A 24,426-nucleotide genomic window follows, 5' to 3' on the forward strand; every position below is an offset into this window, starting at 1 on the left:
TGGATTTTCATGCGTGTTACACAAAGTATGATTTCGAATAATATGTTAAATAATTTAAATAAGAGTTATGCAGAATTGGATAAGTATTTTAACCAGTTAAATACAGGTAAGAAAATTAATCGCCCTTCTGATGATCCTGTAGCTGCAATGAATGGTATGGGTTACCGAACAGAATTATCAAAGGTTGGCCAATATCAGCGAAATACAAATGAACTCCATAACTGGTTCGATAATTCGGATGCAGCCTTGGAGCAAGCCACAAGCGGATTACAGCGGATTCGCTATCTGGCTGTACAGGCTAGCAATGGAACTTATGATGAAGCTGAACGTAAAAATATAGCTAAAGAAGTTGAACAAATTAAAGCAGATTTAATTGATGTTGCAAATACAAGTGTAAATGGAAAGTATATTTTCAATGGAACAGATACGGATAACCCGCCAATAGCTGATACTGATAATGACGGACAAATCGAGTTCTCTTTTGGTACAGGAAAAGTAAATATTGAGGTTTCAGCTAATACTGAACTGACTGCAAATATTGATGGAAATACTATTTTTGGCACTCCGGGAACTGATGAAGATTTATTCGCTGTTATTGATAAGTTTATTGATAAATTAGAGAATAATAATGAAGATAATGATATTGATGCGACTATTGGAGAATTGGATAAGATCATTGATAATGTTGTCAATGCCCGAGCAGATCTTGGTGCCAGAATGAATCGATTGGAACTTGTGGAAAATCGTTTAGAGCAGCAGGAAGTTATTGCTTCTTCAACACTATCCAAAAATGAAGATGTAAACTATGCAGAAGCAATTACAAACTTAATTACACAGCAGAGTCTTCATCGTGCCGCACTATCCAGTGGCTCACAGATAATCCAGCCGACACTGCTTGATTTTCTGAGATAAATTGTTTAAGCCCTTGGCCCTCTCGAGGGTTCGGGGGCTTTCTTTTTTCAAAGAATGGATATTGAAAGATAGGAGTGATATGGATGCAGCTCCCACAGCTTCGCATGGAATCACAATTTGCAAAGATACAAATCAACCAGACAGATGCAAGACTAGAGATAAAACAAGAGCAGCCACAGGTAATGATTCAGCAGCCGAAGCCTGAAGTAAGAATGCAGACTACTCCTTCCAAGCTGTCAATTGATCAAACACAGGCATGGGAAGATATGGATTTGCTTTCAATTTCAAGACGAAATGATCGATTTGCCAGTGAAGCATTGCAGGCACTCCAGGCAGGATTAGCGAGAACAGCACGAGAGGGAAATGAATTAATGAAAATAGAAAATGGCGGAAATCCAATTGCTGCACAAGCTAAAAGAATGTCCTCACCACCGCCGAAGGAATTAGGAATTAAATTCATCCCTTCACACTTCGCTGTAAAAACGAATTATCAGCCGTCCGAATTACATATTGATGTAACAACAAATAAACCAAAAATTGATGCGGAAATTTATGCTCCACAATTTACCTATCATCCTGGTGATGTCCAAACAAGCTTATTACAAAGAAATTATTTGAAAATAACATATGAAAATCAGCCAAAATAATGTGCTAGAAAGGAAGATTAATAAATGAAGCTGCAAACAAAATACCTTGGGGAGATTGAAGTGCAAGCAGAGAAAATAATACACTTTCCTAAAGGACTTCCGGGTTTCCAAGATGAAACAGAATTTATTATTTTAGATTTGCCGGATAATACGGCTTTTCAGCTTTTACAGTCTGTAAAGACGAGTGCTCTTGCATTTGTTATAACGAGCCCATATTTATTTTATCAAGATTATACACTGAATCTGAACGATGATTTAATAGAACTTCTTGAGATTAAAAAACAAGAAGATGTTGCGGTCTATAATATTGTAACATTGAAAAACCCATTTTCTGAAAGCACAATTAATTTAAGAGCGCCAATAATCATTAACACCAGCTCACTGTTGGGTAAGCAGTATATCTTAAATGACAGCCCCTATTCATCTAGAGCGGCAATTGCGCCCGCAGAGAAGGGGGCCAAATAATGCTTGTACTTACAAGGAAGAAAAATGAATCAATTCAAATCGGCGAGGATATAGAAATTAAAATACTCGGTATTGAAGGCGATCAGATTAAAATTGGCATCGAAGCACCGAAGTCTGTAGATATTTATCGTAAAGAGTTGTATGTAGATATTAAAGAGCAGAATAACGCTGCAGCGAATATCTCGCTTGAATTACTAAATTTAATGAATGAATCCAATAAAGAGAAGTAAATAGAGCGAAAATCTTCACATCACAGGTTTTTGGCCGATAAATAAAGTAGAGAAAAAATGGGGAAGGGAATGGATGGCATGACAATTGATAAAATAAACGGATCACCGATTATGCTGAATACTGATTACAAGTTAAACACGCAAGCAGTCTTGGACAGGTCCGCCATGACCCTAGGGGATACGAGACAAATCGAACAAACAATAACAAAGAGAAAAGATGCAGATGGAATGCTTTCAAAGGAGCGTCTTGCAGATACAGTAGACAAGCTGAATAGTTTCCTTGAATCAGGACGTCGTAACTTGAAGTTTGAACTGCATGATAAGCTGGAGAAATATTATGTAACGGTTGTTGATTCAGAAACAAGTGAAATAATTAAAGAAATACCACCAAAGAAGTTACTTGATATGTACGCTGCAATGGCAGAGTTCATGGGGATTCTTGTTGATAAAAAAATCTAAGTAAATATGAATTAAAAAGGAAGTGCAAAAATGCGTATAGGCGGATTAGCAAGTGGAATCGATACAGAGAATATTATCAAAGAATTGATGGCTGCTGAAAGAATTCCACTTGATAAGCTAGAACAGAATAAAACTAAAATGGAATGGCAGCGTGACGCATTCCGTGACGTTAATAAGCAAATCTCAGAGCTGGAACGTTTAATCACAGATATGCGTTTGAACAGCAACGTAATCAATCCAAAAACAGTAACATCTACCATGCCAGGAGCAGTAACGGCAACAGGATCTTCTGCAGCTGGAAACGGTGCATATAAAATTGCGGTAACACAGCTTGCATCGAATGCGATTAATGTTGGAGAAGCGGAGAAATCTGAGATTGATACTTGGATTGCAAATAATCAAGGGAAAGTCAGTTTTTATACGTATGGTGAAGCAGATGAAGTAAACGGTATCCCTGCAGGTATGCAAGAGCGCAGTTTTGAAATCGAGGCAGGAGATACAATGGACTCCATTGTAAAAAAAATTAATGCTGCGGACAAAAATATCCGTGCATTTTATGACGAAGCCTCCGGTCAATTTGTAATGGAAACAAAGCGTTCAGGAGATTACAATATTGATGGCGGGTTTGATGGTGTAGAAATCGGCTTCAAAGATGGGGAAAGCTCCTTTTTCACTGAATTGTTTGGAATGACACATCAAGGTGAAAAAGGTGGAACAGACGCAAAGTTCACCTATAATGATTCAGTTGAGTTAACATCCAAGGATAATAAATATAAATTAAACGGCATGACATTTACCTTTAATGATGTGACAGGTGAAGATGAAGATGGAAAGCTAATCAGCGCAACCTTAAGTGTAACAAATGATGTAGATAAAGCTGTTGAAAATATTACAAACTTCGTTAACAAATACAATGAATTAGTTGAGACATTAAGTGGTTCACAAAATGAAGAAAGGTACCGTGATTTTCCGCCTTTAACAGAAACACAAAAAGAAGAAATGAGCGAGAAGCAAATTGAGTTATGGGAAGAGAAAGCGAAAAGCGGTCTTTTAAAAGGGGAATCGCTTATCTCCAGTGCGCTGACAGATATGCGCTCAACTTGGTATTCTGGAGTTGAAAATGATGGGGCATTCAAGCTCTTAACTGAAATTGGTATTTCAACAACGAAAGATTACATGGACGGCGGAAAGCTGGAAATTGATGAAGGTAAATTACGAACTGCTCTAGAAAATGATCCGGAAAGTGTACAAAATCTGATGATTAACAGCGGCGAAGGCAGTGGACGAGGCCTGTTAAACCGATTAGAGGATTCACTGGAAACGACAATAGGCAGAATTGAAGAACGAGCAGGAAAAGGCTCTTTCACGAACGAAATGTATACAATGGGACGCCAGCTGAAAGATTTTGATAATCGCATTAAAGCTTTTGAAGATCGATTGGAACAAGTAGAAGACCGTTACTGGAGACAGTTCAATGCAATGGAGCAGGCTATCTCTATGATGAATAACCAGTCATCGATGTTAATGAGCTTCGGCGGAAACATGATGTAACAATAAAGGAGTGAACAAGGTTAATGTCAGCAAATAAAGCTTATCAAACTTATCAGAATAACTCTGTAAATACAGCTTCAGGCGGCGAGCTTACATTAATGCTGTACAATGGCTGCATGAAGTTTATCAAGCAAGCGATGAAAGACGTTGAAGCCAATAATTTTGAAGGAAAAAATACAAATATCCAAAAGGCGCAAAATATTATTCGTGAGCTTTTAATTACACTGGATCCAAAGGTGGAAATTTCCAAGCAATTTCAGCCGCTTTATGAGTATATGCTGACACAGCTTACTGCAGCGAATATTGAGAATGATAAACAAAAGTTAGTAGAAGTACTTGAACTTGTAACAGAGTTTAGAGATACGTGGAAACAAATTCTTATGAAACATCGTAAACAGCAGTTCGCACAAGGCGCAAGTGTATGATGAAGACATTAGAAAAAGTCTATGAAATAACAGTTGAGTTAAAAGAATTACTCGATCAGGATATTACTTCAAAAAATCGTGAAGAAACAATCACCAGGCTAAATGAATTAATCGAGACACGCGGGAAATGGATGGAACAGCTAAAACCGCCATACGGTGATGAAGAGAAAGTACTTGGTGAAAAAATTTATACGTTGAATACAATAATTCAGGATAAAATGCAACAGCTCTTTACCGATTTGAAGCTGGAAATGCGCCAGGTTCAAAAGCAAAAGAAAACGAAGGAATTTTATACGAATCCTTATAAAAATGTCCATGTATCAGATGGAACGTTTTTAGACAGTAAAAATTAATATCAAGCAGTACGAGCAGAATAGCTTGTACTGCTTTTATTTAGTTCATTTAACTGCATCTCGCATTCTGCAAAAATCGACATACTTTTAAGGGAATATTAATAGAGTGTAAATAATGTTAGATTTTTGTGAACGGAGCGAACGTTGATTTACCAAGCATTTGGCGCTGAGTTGCCATTCTGTTGTAAAGAAACCGAAAGTTTAGAGAGGTAAATAGGCGGGAAACATAGTATACTATATATATAAAGAATAAAGGAGGACACTTTTATGAAATTTAACATTCGTGGAGAAAATCTTGAGGTGACCGGAGCAATCAAGGAATACGTAGAAAAGAAAATCAGCAAACTTGAGCGCTATTTTGATACTACTCCAACATCAGATGTTCATGTAAATTTAAGTGTCTATAATGATGAGCAGCGTATTGAGGTAACAATCCCTATGACGAACCTTTTATTAAGGGGAGAAGTTGAGCATGTGGATCTATACGCGGCAATTGATTTAGTTGTTGATAAATTAGAACGGCAAATCCGGAAGTATAAAACAAAAGTAAATCGTAAATCCCGCCAAAACGGAGCTGCAAAGCATGTGTTTGCAGAAATGGAAAAAGAAGCAGCAATCGAGCAAATTGAAGAGGATTCAAATGACTTTGAAATCGTTCGTACAAAACGCTTCAACTTGAAGCCGATGGATTCTGAGGAAGCAATTCTGCAAATGGACATGCTGGGGCATTCATTCTTTGTATTTACAAATGATGCTTCTGGAGAAACGAATGTTGTATATCGCCGAAATGATGGCAAATACGGACTAATTGAACCAAATATCTAATAATAAAGTAATATAAAGGAGGGCGATTCTTAATGAGAATCGCTCTTTTAAATTTAAAAAAGTATAAAAAGATTAAAATGGAACGTTTTTTCCTTCTGGGTCCAGTAGAAAACATACATATTCTAAAGAAAATAATGTTTAGTATTGTATTTCTTAAACAAAACATCATCTAGTTGTCATCTATTATTAGATAGTGTTATTATTAAAGAGATTAGATGTATTGATATTACTCGAGGAGCGTATAATATATGGCAGGATTTTTGACAAAGATTTTTGGTGATGGCAACCAAAAGCAAGTAAAACGAATTCAAAAGCAAGTTGATGAAATAGAAGCAATTGAACCGCAATTTGAAAAGCTGTCAGACAGTGAGTTAAGTGGTAAAACAGAAGAATTTAAAAAGAGAATTGAACAAGGTGAATCATTGGATGATTTGCTTGTTGAAGCATATGCAACAGTAAGAGAAGCGTCAAGACGTATACTGAATATGCGTCCCTTTAAATCACAGCTGATGGGTGCAGTTGCACTGCATGAAGGAAATATCGCTGAGATGAAAACAGGTGAAGGTAAAACACTTGCCTCTACTATGCCAGCTTATTTGAATGCATTGGATGGTAAAGGTGTTCATGTAATTACTGTGAACGAATACCTGGCAGATCGTGATGCCCGTGAAATGGGAGAGCTTTTTGCTTTTCTTGGCATGACTGTTGGTTTAAATACAAACAGTATGTCAAAGGAACAAAAAAGAGAGGCATACCAAAGTGATATAACGTATGGAACAAATAATGAATTTGGTTTTGATTATTTACGTGATAATATGGTGCTTTATAAAAACCAAATGGTACAGCGCCCGCTAAATTTTGCGATTATTGATGAGGTCGACTCCATTTTAATTGATGAAGCGAGAACACCGTTAATTATTTCAGGCTCTGCTAAAAAGTCTGCTTCCCTTTATACACAGGCAAACAGCTTTGTAACAACATTAAATAAAGAAACCGACTATACGTATGATGAGAAAACAAAAGGTGTGCAGCTGACTGAAGAAGGTATAAATAAAGCAGAAAGCTATTTTAATATAGAGAACCTTTTTGATTTAGGCAATGTCTCGATAACACATCATATTAACCAAGCTCTAAAAGCACAGGTATCCATGCATCGAGATGATGATTATATGGTAGAAGAAGGCCAGGTCGTTATTATCGACCAGTTTACTGGACGTAAGATGAAAGGACGTCGTTATAGTGATGGGCTTCATCAGGCAATCGAAGCAAAAGAAGGACTGCAAATTCAAAATGAAAGTATGACACTTGCTTCGATTACATTCCAAAACTACTTCCGTATGTATAATAAATTATCTGGGATGACTGGTACAGCGAAAACAGAAGAAGAAGAATTCCGCAATATTTATAATATGGATGTTATCGTTATACCTACGAATAAACCAATTATCCGTGATGACCGTTCAGACTTAATCTTCAAAACAATGGAAGCGAAATTTCGCGCAGTTGTCGAAGATATTAAAGAACGCAATAAACTGGGACAACCAGTTCTTGTTGGTACGGTAGCTGTAGAGACTTCAGAATTAATCTCAAAAATGCTGAAAAAAGCGGGAGTGCGTCACGAAGTATTGAATGCAAAGAACCATTTCCGTGAAGCAGATATTATTGAAGGAGCAGGCCAAAAGGGATCTGTTACAATCGCAACGAATATGGCTGGCCGTGGTACAGATATCAAGCTTGGTGAAGGTGTGTTAGATATAGGCGGTCTTGCAGTTATTGGCACAGAGCGTCATGAGTCACGTCGTATCGATAACCAGCTTCGAGGACGTTCTGGACGTCAAGGAGACCCAGGAATCACACAGTTCTATTTATCGATGGAAGATGAGCTGATGCGTCGCTTCGGATCAGATAATCTAAGAGCAATGATGGATCGTCTTGGTATGGAAGAAGATCAGCCAATTGAAAGCAAAATGGTTTCTAAGGCAGTAGAATCTGCACAGAAACGAGTAGAAGGAAATAACTTTGATGCGCGTAAAACAATCCTTTCTTATGATGATGTGCTGCGTGAGCAACGTGAAATTATTTATAAGCAGCGTTTTGAAGTTATTGATTCCGATGACGGATTAACTGAAATCATTGAGAATATGATAAGCTCATCAATCGATAGGGTCATTCAGACCCATACCCAGGAAGATGATGAGGATAACTGGAATCTGGCTGCAATTATTGAGCATGTCCACGGCAACTTACTTGATACAGATGCCATATCTGTTCAGGACCTGAAAGATAAAGAGCCGGAAGAAATGAAAAACCTTATCATGGAGAAAGTGCGCGAGGTTTATAACGCGAAGCGGGAAGAGCTTGAGCCAGATCAATTTAAAGAATTTGAGAAGGTTATTCTGCTGCGTGCTGTTGATTCGAAGTGGATGGACCATATCGACCAAATGGAACAGTTGCGTCAAGGAATACATCTCCGTGCATATGGACAAAATGATCCTTTACGTGAATATCAAATGGAAGGTTTCCAAATGTTTGAAGAAATGGTGCAATCCATTGAGGATGAAGTTGCAAGGTATATTATGAAAGCTCAAATCCGTGAAAACCTTCAGCGTCAAGAAGTAGTTCAAAATACTTCTGCTGGTCACGGCGGGCAGGATGGAAAGAAAAAAGTGCGCAAACCAATTGTCAAGCAAAATAATGTAGGACGTAATGATCCGTGTCCATGCGGCAGTGGTAAAAAATATAAAAACTGTCATGGTAACCAATAAGAACGAATATTGACATTGACAGCTGAAACAGAACACTCTCTCTATCAAGCGAGTGTTCTGTTCCTTATTGATTAAAATTTATATGAGGTGAATTACAATGGAATTAGTAGAAATTAGAAATGAATTAGACACAATCTCTTCACGTGTTGAAGCTTTTAGGGGGTCTCTTTGACTTAGAGACAAAACGTGCACGTATTCATGAACTTGAAGAGCAAATGGCAAACCCGAGCTTTTGGGATGATCAAGGAGCTGCTCAAAAAGTGATTGATGAGTCAAATGCTCTTAAAAAATATGTAGAATCATTCGAAGCTATTGAGGAGAATCTGGAGAATCTAGAGGTTTCCTATGAGCTGGTAAAAGAAGAAGCAGACCAAGAACTTTTCGATGAATTGAATGAACAACTGCAAGTATTTATGAAGAAAATTAATGATTTTGAACTTGAACTTCTATTAAGCGAACCATATGATGCGAACGATGCAATTATCGAGCTGCATCCTGGTGCTGGTGGAACAGAGTCACAGGACTTTGCAAGCATGCTCCTGCGTTTATATCAGCGCTGGGCTGAGAATAAGGGATATTCGGTTGAAACACTTGATTATCTGCCGGGAGATGAAGCAGGAGTTAAAAGTGTCACCCTGTTAATTAAAGGGCATAATGCTTACGGCTATTTAAAATCAGAAAAAGGGGTTCACCGCCTTGTGCGAATATCTCCATTTGATTCATCCGGCAGACGACATACATCATTTGTTTCCTGTGATGTTACACCAGAAATGAATGATGACGTAGATATTGAAATACGTGCAGAAGATATTAAAATAGATACGTATCGTGCGAGCGGTGCCGGTGGTCAGCATGTAAACAAGACAGACTCTGCCGTACGGTTAACGCATCTGCCAACAAATATTATCGTTACTTGTCAAAATCAGCGTTCACAAATTAAGAACCGTGAAGCTGCAATGAAAATGTTAAAGTCAAAGCTTTATCAGCTTGAAATAGAAAAACAAAAAGAAGAGCTAGCAAGCATACGCGGTGAGCAAAAAGAAATCGGCTGGGGAAGCCAAATTCGTTCTTATGTCTTCCACCCTTATTCTATGGTCAAGGATCACCGTACAAACATTGATGTAGGAAATACACAAGCTGTAATGGATGGGGAAATTGACCAATTCATCGATGCGTATTTACGCTCACAAATCAACTAAAAAGGTAAAAATTAACTAATTCATAAATATGACATAAATCATCAGAAGTATTGATACTCTAAGGTTTCAGGCGTTTTTGCGACAATCCCTGCTGCCCTGTAAGGGTTTTAAAAATAATGGAATGGGATATAATAGTATTGAAGTTGCAAAATATTTTGATTGGGGGATCTTTACATGAAGAAATGGTTACTAGCAGTACTATTCGGTGCAGTTCTAGTTCTTGGAGCATGTGGCGGCGGGGATGACGACAATGCTTCAGAAGAGCCTGCTGATAATGACAATGGTACGGAAGAATCTGCTGACAGTGGTGAATCTGTTGATACTGCAGCAGGTGAAGAAGTATATCAAACAAACTGTGCAATGTGTCATGGTGCAGACTTATCTGGTGGAGCAGGTCCTGATTTAACAGCAGTTGGTTCATCTTACACTCAAGATGAAATTGCGGAGATCGTTACAAATGGAATTGGTTCTATGCCACCACAAAAGGTTTCTGGTGATGATCTTGACGCATTATCAGCATGGTTAGCTGAAAAAAAATAACAATTAACAAAAATAGTCTGGCTTACTTTTCGTGAGCTGGACTATTTTTATGCGAAATATATACAAAGGTTTATGGCATCCACTGATTTTTCTTAGTTTTTCGCCTTAAACTTTAATTGAATAGATAGATTCTGCATCAGAAAACACACGAAGTAAAAAAGTTTGTGAGAAAACTCATATGTATTACATAACGTAATAGTAATTTTAACCTAGTAATCATCAGCAATATACGACTAAATCTCCTTATATTTCCCTTTTAAATTACAAATTATTACCTTTGAAACATAAATGTAATAATTTTATGGATAAAAAACCTGCCGAAAGATGTTATAATAACTAGAGAAATCTACTATACTATTTTCCGTGTGAAGGAAAATTTAATAGATGCATTTCAAATTATGATAAAAGGTGATACATATATGATTTTTATGGAAGATGTTTATAAAACATACCCAAATGGTGTTACAGCCTTAAACGGGATAAGTGTTGATATAAAACAGGGTGAATTTGTTTATATTGTTGGTCATAGTGGAGCCGGAAAGTCTACTTTTATCAAATTAATCTATCGTGAAGAAAAGCCATCAAAAGGAAATGTTATAATCAATGAATTAGAGCTTAATAAAATTAAAGAGAAAAAAGTTCCATATCTGCGACGCGAGATTGGCGTAGTTTTTCAGAATTTTAGACTCTTGCCAAAATTAACAGTATATGAAAATATTGCATACGCATTAGAGGTTATTGAAGAATCACCTCGAGCGATACGTAAACGTGTCATGGAAGTGCTGGAAGACGTTGGATTAAAGAATAAAGCAAGATTCCTGCCTGCAGAGCTTTCAGGCGGTGAACAGCAACGGGTATCCATTGCGCGTGCAATTGTAAACCGCCCGCGTATCGTAATTGCTGATGAGCCAACTGGAAACCTTGACCCGGACACATCATGGGAAATTATGAAGACTTTTGAAGAAATTAATGAAAAAGGTACAACAATTATAATGGCGACTCATAGTAAAGAAATCGTAAACACTTTTAAGAAGCGAGTGATTGCTATCGAAGACGGCGTTATTGTTAGAGATGAGCAACGAGGTGAATACGGTTATGAAGTTTAGAACATTTACAAGGCATATAAGAGAAGGGGCAAAAAACATCCTTCGTAATGGGTGGATGACTGTTGCTTCAATTGGTGCTGTAACAACAACTTTAATACTTGTCAGTGTGTTTTTAGCGATTGTATTTAATTTAAATGAATTTGCGAAGAATATCGAATCCGATGTTGAAATTAAAGTGCTAGTTGATTTAACGACAACAGAGGATGAAGTAATAGCGCTTGGTGACCAAGTCGAACAGGTTAAGGGAGTCGAAGCGGTGCACTTTTCATCGAATGAAGAAGAGCTCGACAGCCTGATGAACAGCATGGGAGAACAAGGACAGGCTTGGGGACTCTTTGAACAGGACAACCCATTAAACCATGCGTTCCTGGTTCGTGCAGAGAACCCGCAAGAGACAGAAAACATTGCTAAACAAATTGAAGGATTTGAACATGTATACAGTGTGAACTTTGGCCAGGATATCGTTGATCAGCTATTTACATTTAATAATTACGCACGGCTGATTGGAGTTATTTTAATTGCAGCACTTGTTTTAACTGCTGTGTTCCTAATTTCCAATACAATTAAAATTACGATTATTGCTAGAAGTACGGAAATATCTATCCAAAAGCTTGTTGGTGCAACAAATGGATTTATTCGTTGGCCATTCTTTGTTGAAGGACTCTTGCTGGGGGTTTTAGGCTCAATCATTCCGATTGTCATTATACTCTTTGGATATCACTATATATATCAAAATCTAGCATCACAGATTAGTATAAACTTTGTTAAATTATTGCCATTTACCCCATTTGCTTGGCAATTAGCTGCAATTGTTTTACTTATCGGCGGAACGATCGGTGTATGGGGAAGCGTAATGAGTGTGCGTAAATTCCTGAAAGTGTAACAACACATCAAAGACGTATGAGAGTAATTCTTGGAAGGGAGAATACGAGTTGAAAAAAGCGTTTCTAACTATAATTATTGCAACACTCCTGCTATCACTCACAGCATTGACTAAAAATACAGTTTCAGCTGAATCGATTCAGGATTTGAAGGAGAAAATTAATCAACACGAAAATGAAAAGTCGGATATCACAGAGAAGAAAAACAATGTAGATAGCGAAAAGAAAGATACAGAATCAAAGATAGATGAAAATGTAAAAGAACAGAAATCTGTCGAACAGGAAATTGTTGATTTAGAGGAAAAACTAAACAAAACGCAGGAAGATATCTCTGCTAAAGAAAATGAAATTACATCTACTAATCAAGAAATCGACGAATTAAATGATAGAATTGATAAGTTAGTTGAAGAGATTGCTATTTTGAAAGATAAAATAGAAAAACGCGATATGTTATTAAAAGACCGCTTGCGCTCGATCCAGCAAAGCGGCGGGGAAATCAACTATATTCAAGTAATTTTTGATTCGAAAAGTTTTGCTGATTTTATTAGTCGTGCAACAGCTGTGAATACAATTATGGATCAAGACAAAACAATAATGGAAGAACAAGCGGCTGACCAAAAGAAATTAAAAGCCAATAAGGCAGAAGTAGAAGAAAAGAAAACGGTCGTTGTTGCAAAGAAAGAAGAATTGGAAGGTCAAAAGAAAGAATTAGTAGCTTTAAAAGGCCAGCTCGACGATCAAAAGTCTGAAAGAAATACTTTGATGGCACAGCTTGAAAAAGAACAAAAGCAATTAGAAGAAATCAAGTTGACACTTGAGGACGAGCAGGAAATTCTCTTGGCTGAAGAAAAAGCACAAGCACAGGCAATAGCTTTAGCTGAACAGAAGGTTGGAGAGCTGGAGCAGCTGGCAAAAGAGGAAGCGGAAAGAAAACGCCAGGAAGCGGAACGAGCGAAGCAAGAAGCACAAAAAGGCAATTCAGAAAACAAGGTTGCTGCATCTCCAAATACGGAAGTTGGTTCGCATCCTGTAAGCGGGGCTGTATTTACCCATCCAGCGAGAGGGCCAATTACATCAGGCTTCGGAATGCGTACACATCCAATCTATAATATACCGAAATTACATGCTGGAGTGGACTTTGGTGTATCTACCGGTACGCCGCTTGTAGCGCCAGCAGATGGTGTTGTGAGCACAGCTGGTGTAAGAGGCGGTTTTGGAAATGTTATCATGATTTCTCACTACATAGATGGTCAAAGCATTACAACTGTTTCGGCACATTTGAGTAGTATTAACGTATCACCAGGCCAAACGGTAAGCCGAGGCCAAACAATTGGTGCGACAGGTAATACGGGTGCTTCCACTGGACCGCATCTTCATTTTGAAGTTCATCTGGGCGGTTATGGCAATCCAGTAAACCCGATGCCGTACCTGCAATAATAATGAATAACCATGAAAAGGTATCGTCTCATTAAGAAACGATACCTTTTTCAATATATTTATAAAAAATTAATGAATGAGAAGACATATGCATAGTCATGATAATAATATAATGGTATGCTTTTCTATAATGGATCTAAAGATAGTTGAGGTGGAAAAATGAATGTTAAAAAGTTTCAAGTGGTGCTGATTCTGTTTGCAGCATTGCTCCTTGGATTTGTTGGCGCTTATGCTGGAATGAGTTTTGCTGATAATAAAGATGGCCAGCAGCCAGCAGAACAAACAGACAAAAGTAATGCTGGAGCAGGAGAAGAGAGCTCTACTTCGGGTTTACCAGGGGATTTAAAGAAGATTGCACAGGCATATGCATTAATTCAGGACAATTACCTGGAAGATGTTGAAGATAAACAGCTTATTGAAGGTGCAATTGAGGGAATGCTTGCTACATTGGAGGACCCACACACTTCCTACCTTAATTTAGAAGCAATGGAAGAATTCAATGAACAAATTGAGTCTTCTTTTCAGGGGATTGGTGCGGAAGTCAGTTTAGTTAATGATATTGTAACCATCGTGTCCCCAATAAAAGATTCACCTGCTGAGAAAGCTGGGTTGCGTCCAAATGACCAAGTGCTTTCGGTTGATGGAGAAAGCCTTGAAGGTTTAAATTTAAATGAAGCAGTTGCGAAAATCCGCGGTGAAAAAGGATCAGAGGTTACTTTAGAAATACTTCGTGCATCCGCAACAGAACCATTTGAAATAATAATTGTCCGTGACGAAATTCCGGTAGAAACAGTTTATAGCAGAACGGAAGAAGCAGATGGTAAAACGACTGGAATTATTGAAATAACGAATTTTTCCGAGCACACTGCAGTAGAATTTGAAGAGCAGCTTACCGAATTGGAAAATAACAATATTGAAGGACTTGTTATCGATGTACGGGGCAACCCGGGCGGACTGTTAAACGTTGTTGAAGATATGCTAAGCCTGTTTGTACCAGAAGATCTCCCATATTTGCAAATTGAAGATGCTGATGGGAATAAAGAGGGCTTCCATTCAACACTTCGTGATAAAAAGGCATATCCAATCAGTGTAATTATTAATGAAGGCAGTGCTTCGGCTTCAGAGATTCTAGCAGTCGCCTTAAAAGAAATGGGTTATGATATTGTTGGTCACACAAGCTATGGAAAAGGAACAGTACAAACAGCAGTTCCGCTTGGTGATGGCAGTTCGATTAAGATGACGACCTTTAAATGGTTATCACCAAAGGGTGAATGGATAAATGAGGTTGGCGTAGAACCAACAATTGAAGTCGATCAGCCAGAATATTACTATTCGAACCCTGTTCAAGTCGAAGAGCCATATCGACTCGATGATACCGATCCAATGATTGCTAATTTCCAAGTGATGCTGGATGGACTAGGTTATAATCTTGACCGTGTTGATGGCTATTTTGATGCAAATACAGAGACAGCTGTCAAAACATTCCAAGCTGATAATGAATTAGAAGCAACAGGTATTGTTGATGAAAAAACAGCAGGGATGATTGATACAAAAGTAATTGAAAAAATACGTGCTGGAGAAGATGATGTACAGCTTGAAGAAGCTTTAAACTCACTTTACAAATAAAATTAAAAAGCCACATTAAATCACTGCTAAACATGATTTATTGTGGCTTTTATATTTCTAAAAGGATAGGAGTTCCGACAAACTTAATTTAGATTAACGTGTATTTTGCTGTATTCTTCATTCGTTGGAACCGCAATCCCAAACTCTTTCACATCCCGAAGGTCTCACCGATGTCCTGGCTCCTGCAGATGGCTCAAGATATTTGAAATGCGTTTAGTAAGGAGCAATTCCACATGGGTGCTCTTTCTAGCGGCAATCGGACAATTTAAGGATAAATAATATCATATAAAAATGGCATGACAACTCCCATGACAAATAAAGCAACAGCGATGTAAAGAACGGTTCCAGCTATTGGCAGAAACCACTTTCTTCTCACGAGCTGGAGCCAGTAATTAAGTCCCCACATTACGAGCAGAAAAATTAGATATAAAAATTTAATAATGTCAAAGTTGGGTATTGGTCAGGCTCACTGATATTAACTACAAGACCTAATGCAACAAACCCAATCAATCCGAGCAAGAGTAAATTGACAATATGCACAACAGTGAGATAACCCCTATTCATTAAATCCCGCCCTTGTTGTTTATAGTGTGTTTTAAAACAAATATACTATAAATGATTTCTCTGCGCAATGTGAAAAGGAATAAGAGCGGAAGCATGATGACAGCCAAAGAACTACAGGCAGATGTGATTATGGTTCTCTCATTTTCTGTCAACTTGCCGTGAAGGTTTGCTATGAGAGGTTTAGACAATGAAACTTTGAAAAAACTTTTTCAGAATGAAGGAAACACAAAAAGCAATCCATGTTATACTAGTCATTACATAACAATTAAAATAAAGCAGGGAAAAGCGAGTATTTTCTCGAATTATACTATAATTGATAGATTACATAACATAGAAGGTGATGAACTTGGTCGAAACGTGGTTGCTTGAACTGGCAAAAGGAATAGGAAAACTGTTTCTTAATCCGCTCTTATACTGGATTATCTTTCTGGTAACGCTAGCCAGTTATAATCGTATAAAAATGGAAAGACGCCATTTTGGGGTTAAAGTATTTGTCAGATTCACAGAATTGAAAAGGACTTGGGGGCCCGCAATTATAATAGGGCTTGTTCTCTCTATTGGAATTATTGCGGCTGGTGTTGTGTTTTCTTATGGTACAGTGCTGGTATTAAGTATAATGATGATTGTGCTTAGTCTTCATTCCCGTTTTACACTTCTATCAGCGAGCTATACGATTGGTGTAACGTATATCTTGCTCTTGTTTTTGCCAGCCGTTTTGGAATATCAAGATATGATTGAACCTGCATTTTTCGAGGACACAAATTTTAGCGGTTTGACATTCTTAATTGGGTTTCTGCTTATAGCTGAAGCGATTATCATGCGGCGTGTGAAACGAAACCAGTCTTTTCCTAAGCTCGAAATGAGTGAAAGGGGAATTTGGATAGGACATCATCGTCTGCAAAAGGTGAGTGTAATTCCATTAATTTTGCTTGTTCCTGGAGGGATGATTGAATCATTTGCACCTTATTGGCCACTGCTGAATATTGGTGAGGAGAGTTTTGGACTAGTTTTCTTTCCATTCTTACTTGGCTTTTCTCATACAGTGAGAGGTACACTTGCCTCTGTGGCGGCAAAGAGTCTGAGCAAACAAATTTCGTTTTTAGGTATTTTTGTGATTATCGTCTCGGCAGCTGGTATATATATTGATGGAATGTCATTGGCAGCTTTAATTCTCGCAGTTTTGGGAAGAGAATTTATAACATATCGATTCCGGGTGAAGGACAAAAAGAAAAATCCATATTTCCAGCCTCATCCAAGCGGACTGAAGGTGCTTGCTGTGATTCCTGGAACGCCTGCAGAGCGATTGGATATTCAAGTTGGTGAGGTCATTACAAAGGTAAATGAACGAAAAATCAGCAGTCCGAATGCATTTTATGAGGCACTTCAGGGGTCTGGCGCTTATTTTAAATTAGAGGTTCTGGATGATCGGAATGAGATGCGATTTGTACAAAGCCCTTTTTATGAAGGAGATCACTATAGACTTGGTTTGATTTTTATGAAAGAACCATATCGAAAGAGTAAATAAGAAAAATTAAAAAGAGAGGGGCATCCTCTCTTTTTCAACGGAAATTTTTATTAGGAGGAGAATTCTCATGAAGATTTTTCATACGGCAGATTGGCATTTAGGTAAGCTTGTGCAGGGTGTGTATATGACAGAAGATCAATCCTATATATTAGATGAATTTATAAAAGCAGTGGAAGAAGAGAAGCCTGATGCAATTGTAATTGCTGGTGATCTCTATGACCGGGCAGTGCCACCAACAGAAGCAGTACAATTATTGGACGATGTGCTGGGGAAAATCGTAATTGATTTACAAATACCAGTTATTGCAATTGCAGGGAATCACGACAGTCCAGGCCGCTTGCATTTCGGGAGCAATTTAATGAAGAGAAATGGTTTCCATATTGCCGGTAAAATTATGGATAACATAGAACCAGTTATTTTAAAAGATACATTTGGTGAGGTTCATTTTCATCTTATTCCATACTGTGACCCAAGTATAGTAAGAAATGTATACAAAGAGGAGTCCATTCGTAATCATAATGATGCCCAGAGAAAAATACTTGAACAGATAAATGCTGCAATGGATCCCAAGGCTAGGCATATTGGTGTGGGGCATGCATTTGTTACTCCATATGGTGAGGAAGAAGAAAACACAAGTGATTCTGAACGTCCACTTTCTATCGGAGGTTCCGAATATGTAGACGCACATCACTATATGAAATTTGATTATATGGCACTTGGCCATCTTCATCAAGCACATTATGTTCTGGACGAAAAGATACGTTATGCAGGTTCATTATTAAAATATTCCATATCTGAAGAGCATCATAAGAAGGGTTTTTTTATTGTTGAAATAGACGGGACGGGTAAGGTAGAAGTAGAGAAGAGACTGTTGACACCTCGTCGTGATATGCGAACAGTTGAAGGGTATATGGAGGACATTCTTAAACAGCCAGTTAACGAAGACTATGTTTTTGTTAAACTATTGGATGAAACTCCTGTTTTATCACCAATGGAAAAAGTTCGTTCGGTATACCCGAATGCAATGCATGTGGAAAGAAAATTTTATTCACCGCTTCATATTGCAGATCATAGAGAGGGGACAAAAGAACGCAGAAAAATGACCGATATTGAGCTTTTCCGTTCCTTCTATGAAGAAGTGAAAGGCGATGCACCTAGTGAACAAGCAAATGCTATTTTTGCAGAAGCATTAGAAGCAATTACAAATGAAACGAAATAACGATTAAGAAAGGAGCTGGGATGATTGCGACCAATAAAACTGACAATGACAGCTTTTGGGCCTTATAAGGATACGGAAGTTGTGGATTTCAATGAATTGGAAGAACATAACTTATTTGTCGTTTCTGGTAATACTGGAGCGGGTAAGACAACCATCTTTGATGGAATCAGCTTTGCATTATATGGTACTGCTAGCGGGCAGGATCGTGGAGAAATCAGAATGCTGCGCAGTGACTTTGCAGATGATGATTTACATACAGCAGTTGAATTAGAGTTTTTGCTGAAAGGGAAGCATTATCGAATTCGCCGCCAGTTAGGTCATATTAAGAAAGGTAATAAGTCCAGGACAGGAGATTATATTGAGTTTTTTGAAAAAAACGGGGATGAAGAAATCCCTTGTGTAGACAGGCAAATTGTTTCCGAGGTTAATGATCGCATAGAAGATATTATCGGACTGACACAGGATCAGTTTAAACAGATCGTCATGCTGCCACAGGGAGAATTCCGAAAACTGCTGACTTCTGATACTGAAAATAAAGAAGCAATCTTACGCAGGCTTTTTAAAACGGAGAATTATAAGGCAATTAATGAAGTGCTAAAAGATAAACGCAGTAATGCTGACGCTCATTATAAACAGCAAATAGAAATGCGGAAGAGCCATATAAGCCGTATTGCCTCTGTATTGCCGATTCGTGAAGCATCTCAGTTGAGTGAAGTATTTACTGCAGAATATTTCAATACAGCACAAGTTTTAACTGCATTGGAGGAAGAGATATCCTATTACGAAGAGCGGATATTAACTGATGAGGAAAAATATAAAAAAGTGTACGAACTGAATGATTTGCGCCAAAGAGAGTATCACCAGGCGCAGAATGTAAACGACCGATTTCAGGAGATGCGCAGTAAAAAGCGTCAATTAGCTGAGCTGGGAGTGGAAAGCGAAAGCTATAAACTGAAGGAGAAGCAATTAGCTGCCGCTGAGAAAGCAAATGTGATTTATATGTATGAGCGTTCACTTGAAGCTGCGGTAAAAGATGAAAAAATAAAATCCTCACAACTGGCAGATGCAGTGAAGCACCAGTATGCTGCTAAAGAAAAATATACCAAGGCAGAAGCGAATTATCAATACGAAGAAGGTCGCAAAACAGAACGTGAAGAGGCTTCTCGAAAGCTTGAACGCCTGCAGGAGTTTCTGCCAACTGTACAGGGAATTGAAGCGAAGAAACAAGAGCTAAGACAGCTTGAGGAAAAAGGGAAACAAACGAAGCAAAAACATGCGGAAACGGAAAAAAATCTTGAGCATATAGAAAAACAAAATCAGAACTATCGTCAGGAAATTTCAGCACTTGATAAACAGGTTGAACTATTAAGTGATAAGCCATTGCAATTATTAAAGCTTGAAAACCAGGCCAGAGTATATCAAAGATATATGAAACTGAAGCAAGAATTGCAGGAACTGGAACAGATTCTAATAGAGAAACAAGAAACGTTTAATAGGATGAAGGAAAATTATGAAGCACTGGAAGCTTCCTGGTTAGGAAATCAGGCAGTTGTACTTGCCCACCATCTTCACGACGGCAAGCCTTGTCCTGTTTGCGGAAGCATGGAACACCCGGAAAAAGCAACAGCTGGTGAACAGGATGTCACAAAAGAACAGCTGGCAAATGCGAAACAGGAGCTGGATTCAAAAGAGAAGGAGTTTAATAGGGCCATCTCTCAATTGGAGGCTAAGAAAGAACAGTATGAGGAAGCCGGTACTGAAATCATGCAATATACAATGGATTTGGAACAAGTTGAAACAGAATTTGATGACTTAGTAGCAACAGGCAAGCAGATGCGTGCCGATACTGCAAATTATGATAAAGCAAAAGAACAATTAAGAGCAATAAAGCAAGCTGAAGAGAAGGCATTACAGGCAAAAGCAGAGCTTGATCCAATATATCAGCATCTGACCGAGGAATATCAGCAATTGAAACAGAATTATGTTACAGAACAAGCGATATTAAAAGAAAGATTAAGTAACATACCTGAAGAGCTTACTGTGCTTGCTGAATTAGAAAAGCAAATCGAAGCAGCGAGTCAAAAGAAATTAGACTTGGAAAAAGCTTGGGAAACGGCACAAAAAGTATTCCAAGAAATAAAGGAAGCTTATACGAAAGCTGAGGCAGATGTAAGTCATTTAACCAGAGAGTTAGAAGAAGTAAAGACAAAACGCAAAGAAGCTTATAAAGAATTTCAGGAGAAATTAGCTGAGCAGCAATTCGCAAATGAAGCAGCATATTTTGAAGCGAAGCTCAGTACAGAGGAACAAACAGTGCTAAAGCAGTCAATTGATGCATATAAACAACAAATAGCAATCTTAACTGAGCAAACAGCTTCCCTGGAGAAGGAGTTAGATGGCAAGAAAGAGGCAGATCTGCAAAAATTAAGTGAAGAACTTGAACAATTAAAAGGAAAATACGAAGCAGCATTCCAGCAGTTCAATCAGTCAAAGAAAAACTTGGAAGAAGCAAAAGACCTGCAGGAAAAGATTTCGACAGCTGAAGAAAAAGTGCAGGAAAGTGAGAAAAATTTATCTGTGATTGCAGATGTACATGATACACTGCGAGGACAAAACAACAAGAAGATTTCCTTTGAACGCTATTTGCAGATGGAATATCTTGAGCAAATTATCCATTCAGCCAACCTGAGACTGCAAAATCTATCTAATAATCAATACTATCTAACACGAAGTGACCGTCAAGAGTCTCATGGTAAACAAAGCGGACTCGCATTAGATGTCTATGATAGTCATACTGGGCAATCAAGAGATGTAAAAACATTATCTGGCGGTGAAAAGTTTCATGCAGCTTTATCGCTCGCGCTTGGCATGTCTGATGTAATACAAAGCTTCCAAGGAAATATATCAATCGATACCATGTTTATTGATGAAGGTTTTGGGACGCTGGATGAAGAAGCTCTAACGAAAGCGGTAGATGCACTTGTCGAAATTATGGAATCAGGTCGTATGATTGGGGTAATCTCACATGTGAAAGAACTGAAAGAGATTTTTCCTGCTATACTCGAGGTGAAGAAGACGAAGGAAGGCCATAGTCAGACAAAATTTGTGCTGAAATAAACGGTGAAAAAGAGAAGTTTGTTATATGACAGTGCAATTTGAGCTACTTTTCACCACGTGATGATTCTATCATAAATTAATATGTCATTAAGGAGATTCACATTATTCCTAAAGATAGTTGCACAAGTAACAGTAAAAAATTATAATTGGGTATAGTCTTATTAATTCCTTAGAAAGTGTGTTAAGGAATGAGGAATATTACAGAGGTGTAGAAATGGAAGTTAATATAGGTCCACGGATGCTTAAGACAGGTTTTGCTGTAACTCTAACGTTAATTATAACTAGTTTTATGGATATAGAACTGGAAATTGTTGCCGCGATTGCAGCAGTATTAGCGATGCAGCCTTCTATCATGCGATCATTTGCTTACTTAAAAGAAGTAGTGCTGGCAAACTCGGTCGCAGTTATTTTTTCCCTGCTGGGTATTTTCTTATTGGGAAATCATCCCCTATCTGTCGGGCTTATTGTAATTATTTCAATTGCAATTAACGTTCGTCTGGGCTTAAACAAAACAGTTAGTTTAACAGTCTTAACCATCATTTCAATTATGCTCGCGAGCAATGATGGGGTTAATACGATGTATATCATTCACAGAGTTTCTTTAGTTCTAATCGGAGTCCTGTCCGCATCCACTGTAAATGCGCTTGTCTTTCCGCCGGATCATCAGAAAACGCTGTTTAAGATGATTGGAAATACAGTAGATCGAAATATATTTTTACTTAGAGTTATCCCTAATAAGACAATGAGTGTTCCGACGATTAAGGTGGAAGATCGTGAAATTGAAAAGTTAATCACAAAGATAAAGGATTATTTCGATATTATTGTAGAAGAAAGAAACCGATTATTTATCCGTAATAAAATCAACTTTTTCCGCAGTATTATTATTTATAAGCATATGATCAGTGTAGTAGAGAAACAATATACGCTTATCGGACATCTCGAGAGGAACATTGAAGAAATTGAAGAAATTAGTGGCGGCAAAAGCCATGTCATTAAAAACTTAATTACTGAAATCACGAATTACAGTGAAAATGTATTCTTGCTTTACCAAGATAAAATCGTACTCGACCGCGATCTGCAGCGTGAAACAAAAGCTGCAATGCGTTTAACGATTAATAATTTAATTGATGAGCTGCAGGGCTCCGGTTTCGATAAATGGACATCTGTTTTTCCAGTTGCCAATAGTTTAATTGAGCTCTTCGCAGAATTAGACAAACTGGAAAAATTTGTCCGTAAAAAAGAAAATCATCCAAAAGTTCCTGTATAATTTTAATAAGAAAAATTCAGATAAAAGGCGATTCCTATATTAACACTGGAATCGCTTTTGTTTTTATAGTTAAACTGATTAAACAAGTTTTCGAAATGGATGGATGTATAGACAAATGAATAATATTAGAAAGATTGCTGCTGAGATTGCGAATAAAATTGGAATTGGCAGCCACTCTGCCCATAATCCTGCTAGCAACAAGCCGAATGGAAGTGTCAGCTTCATTAGCATGGAAGAAGTCCCAGCAACACGTCCCAAAAGATGGTTTGGTGTAAACTCTTGCCTGATTGTAAAATAAATAATATTGGAAATCGTTGTAGAGAACGTTCGAATGCCAAGTGCAATTCCTACCGTCCACCATGATGGAGCGAAAATAAGACAACTGACCCCAACAACATCAAATAATAAGCAAAATGTGTAAATATTTCCACGGCCAAATCTTTTTCTGATTTGACTTACCACAGAAGCTCCTAACAATCCTCCAATTGCAGAAATTGTAAACATCAAGCCAATTTGCATTTCTGTTGCACCAAGTTTATCTGTTACATAAAAAATAAGTACACCAATTATCAGACTGGAGGCGAGGTTGACAAATAAAACGGTAACCGTCGGTGTCAGCAATGTTTTATTTTGTAAAAGTGCAGCAATGCCTTCCTTCATATCCTGCCAGAAGCCTTTACTTTTTGGCTTTTCTTTTGCGACTGTAGGCAGCTGGATATTCTGAACACAAAAAAATAATAGAAGCAAACAAACTAGATAGACTGATAAAGTTGATGTAAAGGAAACAAGTGCTAATAACGCGCCGGCAAGTCCAGGACCTGCCGTTTGAATAATTGTATTCACAAAGGAAAGCTTCGCATTCGCAGAAGTCAGCTGCTCCTTTGCTACAATTTGCGGAATAATAGAGTGATTTGCGTTGCCAAATGTGTAGCCCGCACTTGATAGGATAAATCCAAAAATGTATAAATGCCAGAGGGCAAGATGATTAACGAGTAAAAGAACTATAATTGCGAAAATAGAAATGAATTGTATCAGGCTTGTGCATTGCATCATCTTTTTCCGATTGATTCGATCAACCAGCACCCCTGCAATCATGCCTATAAAAATATTTGGAAGAAATTCGACAGCACGCATTGCACTCATTGCAATTGCAGATTGGCTCATTTCATAGATCAGTAATGGTATGGCAATTGTGTACATTTGCAAGCCTAGACTGGAAATAACATTACCGCCCCAGAGAAGCAAAAAGTTTTTGTTCTTCCATAAACTAAGATTTTCTTCTTTAATTTGAATAGCTTTCATTGATTTGCTCC

General features: G+C 37.9%; 22 protein-coding genes. 20 read left to right on the forward strand and 2 right to left on the reverse strand.

The window, feature by feature from the left end; all coding sequences use genetic code 11:
• Positions 1–9: 9 nt before the first annotated feature.
• The 16 genes from flgL to NST93_RS01105 all read left to right on the forward strand — a co-directional run bounded on the left by flgL (position 10) and on the right by NST93_RS01105 (position 15,421).
• Positions 10–912 carry a flagellar hook-associated protein FlgL gene (gene flgL, locus NST93_RS01030; protein ID WP_405100355.1) on the forward strand — a complete coding sequence of 301 codons (903 nt, stop codon included), beginning with the start codon at positions 10–12 and terminating at the stop codon, positions 910–912.
• An 83-nt stretch (positions 913–995) separates the two neighbouring features.
• Positions 996–1,559, forward strand: coding sequence for a DUF6470 family protein (locus tag NST93_RS01035; RefSeq protein ID WP_405100357.1), 564 nt, complete (start codon positions 996–998; stop codon positions 1,557–1,559).
• A 24-nt stretch (positions 1,560–1,583) separates the two neighbouring features.
• Positions 1,584–2,024 (forward strand): flagellar assembly protein FliW, encoded by a 441-nt coding sequence (fliW, locus tag NST93_RS01040; RefSeq protein WP_405100359.1) that lies wholly within the window; start codon positions 1,584–1,586, stop codon positions 2,022–2,024.
• Positions 2,024–2,254 (forward strand): carbon storage regulator CsrA, encoded by a 231-nt coding sequence (csrA, locus tag NST93_RS01045; RefSeq protein ID WP_405100361.1) that lies wholly within the window; start codon positions 2,024–2,026, stop codon positions 2,252–2,254. The genes fliW and csrA overlap by 1 nt, the downstream gene beginning before the upstream one ends.
• Positions 2,255–2,311: 57 nt before the next feature.
• The gene (gene flaG, locus NST93_RS01050) at positions 2,312–2,713 is read left to right on the forward strand and encodes a flagellar protein FlaG (protein ID WP_405100363.1); all 402 of its coding nucleotides are present in this window, start codon (positions 2,312–2,314) and stop codon (positions 2,711–2,713) included.
• Positions 2,714–2,743: 30 nt separating this feature from the next.
• A complete protein-coding gene (gene fliD, locus NST93_RS01055) occupies positions 2,744–4,264 on the forward strand; it encodes a flagellar filament capping protein FliD (protein ID WP_405100365.1) in 1,521 nt (506 codons plus the stop codon).
• A gap of 23 nt (positions 4,265–4,287) precedes the next feature.
• Positions 4,288–4,689, forward strand: a complete 402-nt coding sequence (fliS, locus tag NST93_RS01060) for a flagellar export chaperone FliS (RefSeq protein ID WP_405100367.1) — start codon at positions 4,288–4,290, stop codon at positions 4,687–4,689.
• Positions 4,686–5,042: a flagellar protein FliT gene (locus NST93_RS01065; protein WP_405100369.1), complete on the forward strand. Its 357-nt coding sequence runs from the start codon at positions 4,686–4,688 to the stop codon at positions 5,040–5,042. The genes fliS and NST93_RS01065 overlap by 4 nt, the downstream gene beginning before the upstream one ends.
• A gap of 267 nt (positions 5,043–5,309) precedes the next feature.
• On the forward strand, positions 5,310–5,867 hold the full coding sequence (gene hpf, locus NST93_RS01070) for a ribosome hibernation-promoting factor, HPF/YfiA family (protein ID WP_405100371.1): 558 nt from the start codon (positions 5,310–5,312) through the stop codon (positions 5,865–5,867).
• Between the two features lie 248 nt (positions 5,868–6,115).
• Positions 6,116–8,632, forward strand: coding sequence for a preprotein translocase subunit SecA (gene secA, locus NST93_RS01075; protein WP_405100373.1), 2,517 nt, complete (start codon positions 6,116–6,118; stop codon positions 8,630–8,632).
• A gap of 97 nt (positions 8,633–8,729) precedes the next feature.
• Positions 8,730–9,831 (forward strand): peptide chain release factor 2 gene (prfB, locus tag NST93_RS01080; RefSeq protein ID WP_405100375.1). Its coding sequence is split into 2 segments (ribosomal slippage): positions 8,730–8,801 and positions 8,803–9,831, totalling 1,101 coding nucleotides; the frame shifts between segments, so codons are not numbered across the junction.
• A 174-nt stretch (positions 9,832–10,005) separates the two neighbouring features.
• Positions 10,006–10,371 (forward strand): cytochrome c551, encoded by a 366-nt coding sequence (gene cccB / locus NST93_RS01085; RefSeq protein ID WP_405100376.1) that lies wholly within the window; start codon positions 10,006–10,008, stop codon positions 10,369–10,371.
• A 419-nt stretch (positions 10,372–10,790) separates the two neighbouring features.
• A complete protein-coding gene (ftsE, locus tag NST93_RS01090; RefSeq protein ID WP_405100378.1) occupies positions 10,791–11,477 on the forward strand; it encodes a cell division ATP-binding protein FtsE in 687 nt (228 codons plus the stop codon).
• Complete coding sequence (gene ftsX, locus NST93_RS01095; protein ID WP_405100380.1) at positions 11,467–12,360, forward strand: permease-like cell division protein FtsX; 894 nt, start codon at positions 11,467–11,469, stop codon at positions 12,358–12,360. The genes ftsE and ftsX overlap by 11 nt, the downstream gene beginning before the upstream one ends.
• 49 nt (positions 12,361–12,409) lie before the next feature.
• Positions 12,410–13,795: a murein hydrolase activator EnvC family protein gene (locus tag NST93_RS01100; protein ID WP_405100382.1), complete on the forward strand. Its 1,386-nt coding sequence runs from the start codon at positions 12,410–12,412 to the stop codon at positions 13,793–13,795.
• A gap of 159 nt (positions 13,796–13,954) precedes the next feature.
• Positions 13,955–15,421, forward strand: coding sequence for a S41 family peptidase (locus NST93_RS01105; protein WP_405100384.1), 1,467 nt, complete (start codon positions 13,955–13,957; stop codon positions 15,419–15,421).
• Positions 15,422–15,841: 420 nt separating this feature from the next.
• On the opposite strand, the gene NST93_RS01110 is transcribed toward NST93_RS01105, so the two are convergent.
• On the reverse strand, positions 15,842–15,985 hold the full coding sequence (locus NST93_RS01110; protein WP_405100386.1) for a hypothetical protein: 144 nt from the start codon (positions 15,983–15,985) through the stop codon (positions 15,842–15,844).
• A 346-nt stretch (positions 15,986–16,331) separates the two neighbouring features.
• Here NST93_RS01110 and NST93_RS01115 point away from each other — a divergent pair, with 346 nt between their 5' ends.
• The 4 genes from NST93_RS01115 to NST93_RS01130 all read left to right on the forward strand — a co-directional run bounded on the left by NST93_RS01115 (position 16,332) and on the right by NST93_RS01130 (position 23,113).
• A complete protein-coding gene (locus NST93_RS01115; protein WP_405100388.1) occupies positions 16,332–17,510 on the forward strand; it encodes a PDZ domain-containing protein in 1,179 nt (392 codons plus the stop codon).
• A 67-nt stretch (positions 17,511–17,577) separates the two neighbouring features.
• Positions 17,578–18,729, forward strand: coding sequence for an exonuclease SbcCD subunit D (locus NST93_RS01120; protein ID WP_405100390.1), 1,152 nt, complete (start codon positions 17,578–17,580; stop codon positions 18,727–18,729).
• A gap of 24 nt (positions 18,730–18,753) precedes the next feature.
• Entirely contained in the window at positions 18,754–21,846 is a 3,093-nt protein-coding gene (locus tag NST93_RS01125) for an AAA family ATPase (RefSeq protein ID WP_405100391.1), read from the forward strand.
• 214 nt (positions 21,847–22,060) lie between these two features.
• Positions 22,061–23,113, forward strand: a complete 1,053-nt coding sequence (locus NST93_RS01130; RefSeq protein WP_405100393.1) for an FUSC family protein — start codon at positions 22,061–22,063, stop codon at positions 23,111–23,113.
• A gap of 78 nt (positions 23,114–23,191) precedes the next feature.
• Here the strand turns inward: NST93_RS01130 and NST93_RS01135 are convergent, their stop codons facing one another.
• Positions 23,192–24,415: an MFS transporter gene (locus tag NST93_RS01135; RefSeq protein WP_405100395.1), complete on the reverse strand. Its 1,224-nt coding sequence runs from the start codon at positions 24,413–24,415 to the stop codon at positions 23,192–23,194.
• Positions 24,416–24,426 lie beyond the last annotated feature (11 nt).

It is taken from the genome of Oceanobacillus sp. FSL H7-0719 (assembly GCF_045040795.1).
Taxonomy (GTDB): Bacteria; Bacillota; Bacilli; order Bacillales; family Amphibacillaceae; genus Oceanobacillus.

What these genes read in the sequence shown, in the direction of transcription:
- flgL (WP_405100355.1), top strand. Translation starts at nt 10, where the DNA reads ATGCGTGTTACACAAAGTATGATTTCGAATAATATGTTAAATAATTTA.
- NST93_RS01035 (WP_405100357.1), top strand. Translation starts at nt 996, where the DNA reads ATGCAGCTCCCACAGCTTCGCATGGAATCACAATTTGCAAAGATACAA.
- fliW (WP_405100359.1), top strand. Translation starts at nt 1,584, where the DNA reads ATGAAGCTGCAAACAAAATACCTTGGGGAGATTGAAGTGCAAGCAGAG.
- csrA (WP_405100361.1), top strand. Translation starts at nt 2,024, where the DNA reads ATGCTTGTACTTACAAGGAAGAAAAATGAATCAATTCAAATCGGCGAG.
- flaG (WP_405100363.1), top strand. Translation starts at nt 2,312, where the DNA reads ATGGGGAAGGGAATGGATGGCATGACAATTGATAAAATAAACGGATCA.
- fliD (WP_405100365.1), top strand. Translation starts at nt 2,744, where the DNA reads ATGCGTATAGGCGGATTAGCAAGTGGAATCGATACAGAGAATATTATC.
- fliS (WP_405100367.1), top strand. Translation starts at nt 4,288, where the DNA reads ATGTCAGCAAATAAAGCTTATCAAACTTATCAGAATAACTCTGTAAAT.
- NST93_RS01065 (WP_405100369.1), top strand. Translation starts at nt 4,686, where the DNA reads ATGATGAAGACATTAGAAAAAGTCTATGAAATAACAGTTGAGTTAAAA.
- hpf (WP_405100371.1), top strand. Translation starts at nt 5,310, where the DNA reads ATGAAATTTAACATTCGTGGAGAAAATCTTGAGGTGACCGGAGCAATC.
- secA (WP_405100373.1), top strand. Translation starts at nt 6,116, where the DNA reads ATGGCAGGATTTTTGACAAAGATTTTTGGTGATGGCAACCAAAAGCAA.
- cccB (WP_405100376.1), top strand. Translation starts at nt 10,006, where the DNA reads ATGAAGAAATGGTTACTAGCAGTACTATTCGGTGCAGTTCTAGTTCTT.
- ftsE (WP_405100378.1), top strand. Translation starts at nt 10,791, where the DNA reads ATGATTTTTATGGAAGATGTTTATAAAACATACCCAAATGGTGTTACA.
- ftsX (WP_405100380.1), top strand. Translation starts at nt 11,467, where the DNA reads ATGAAGTTTAGAACATTTACAAGGCATATAAGAGAAGGGGCAAAAAAC.
- NST93_RS01105 (WP_405100384.1), top strand. Translation starts at nt 13,955, where the DNA reads ATGAATGTTAAAAAGTTTCAAGTGGTGCTGATTCTGTTTGCAGCATTG.
- NST93_RS01110 (WP_405100386.1), bottom strand. Translation starts at nt 15,985, where the DNA reads ATGAATAGGGGTTATCTCACTGTTGTGCATATTGTCAATTTACTCTTG.
- NST93_RS01120 (WP_405100390.1), top strand. Translation starts at nt 17,578, where the DNA reads ATGAAGATTTTTCATACGGCAGATTGGCATTTAGGTAAGCTTGTGCAG.
- NST93_RS01130 (WP_405100393.1), top strand. Translation starts at nt 22,061, where the DNA reads ATGGAAGTTAATATAGGTCCACGGATGCTTAAGACAGGTTTTGCTGTA.
- NST93_RS01135 (WP_405100395.1), bottom strand. Translation starts at nt 24,415, where the DNA reads ATGAAAGCTATTCAAATTAAAGAAGAAAATCTTAGTTTATGGAAGAAC.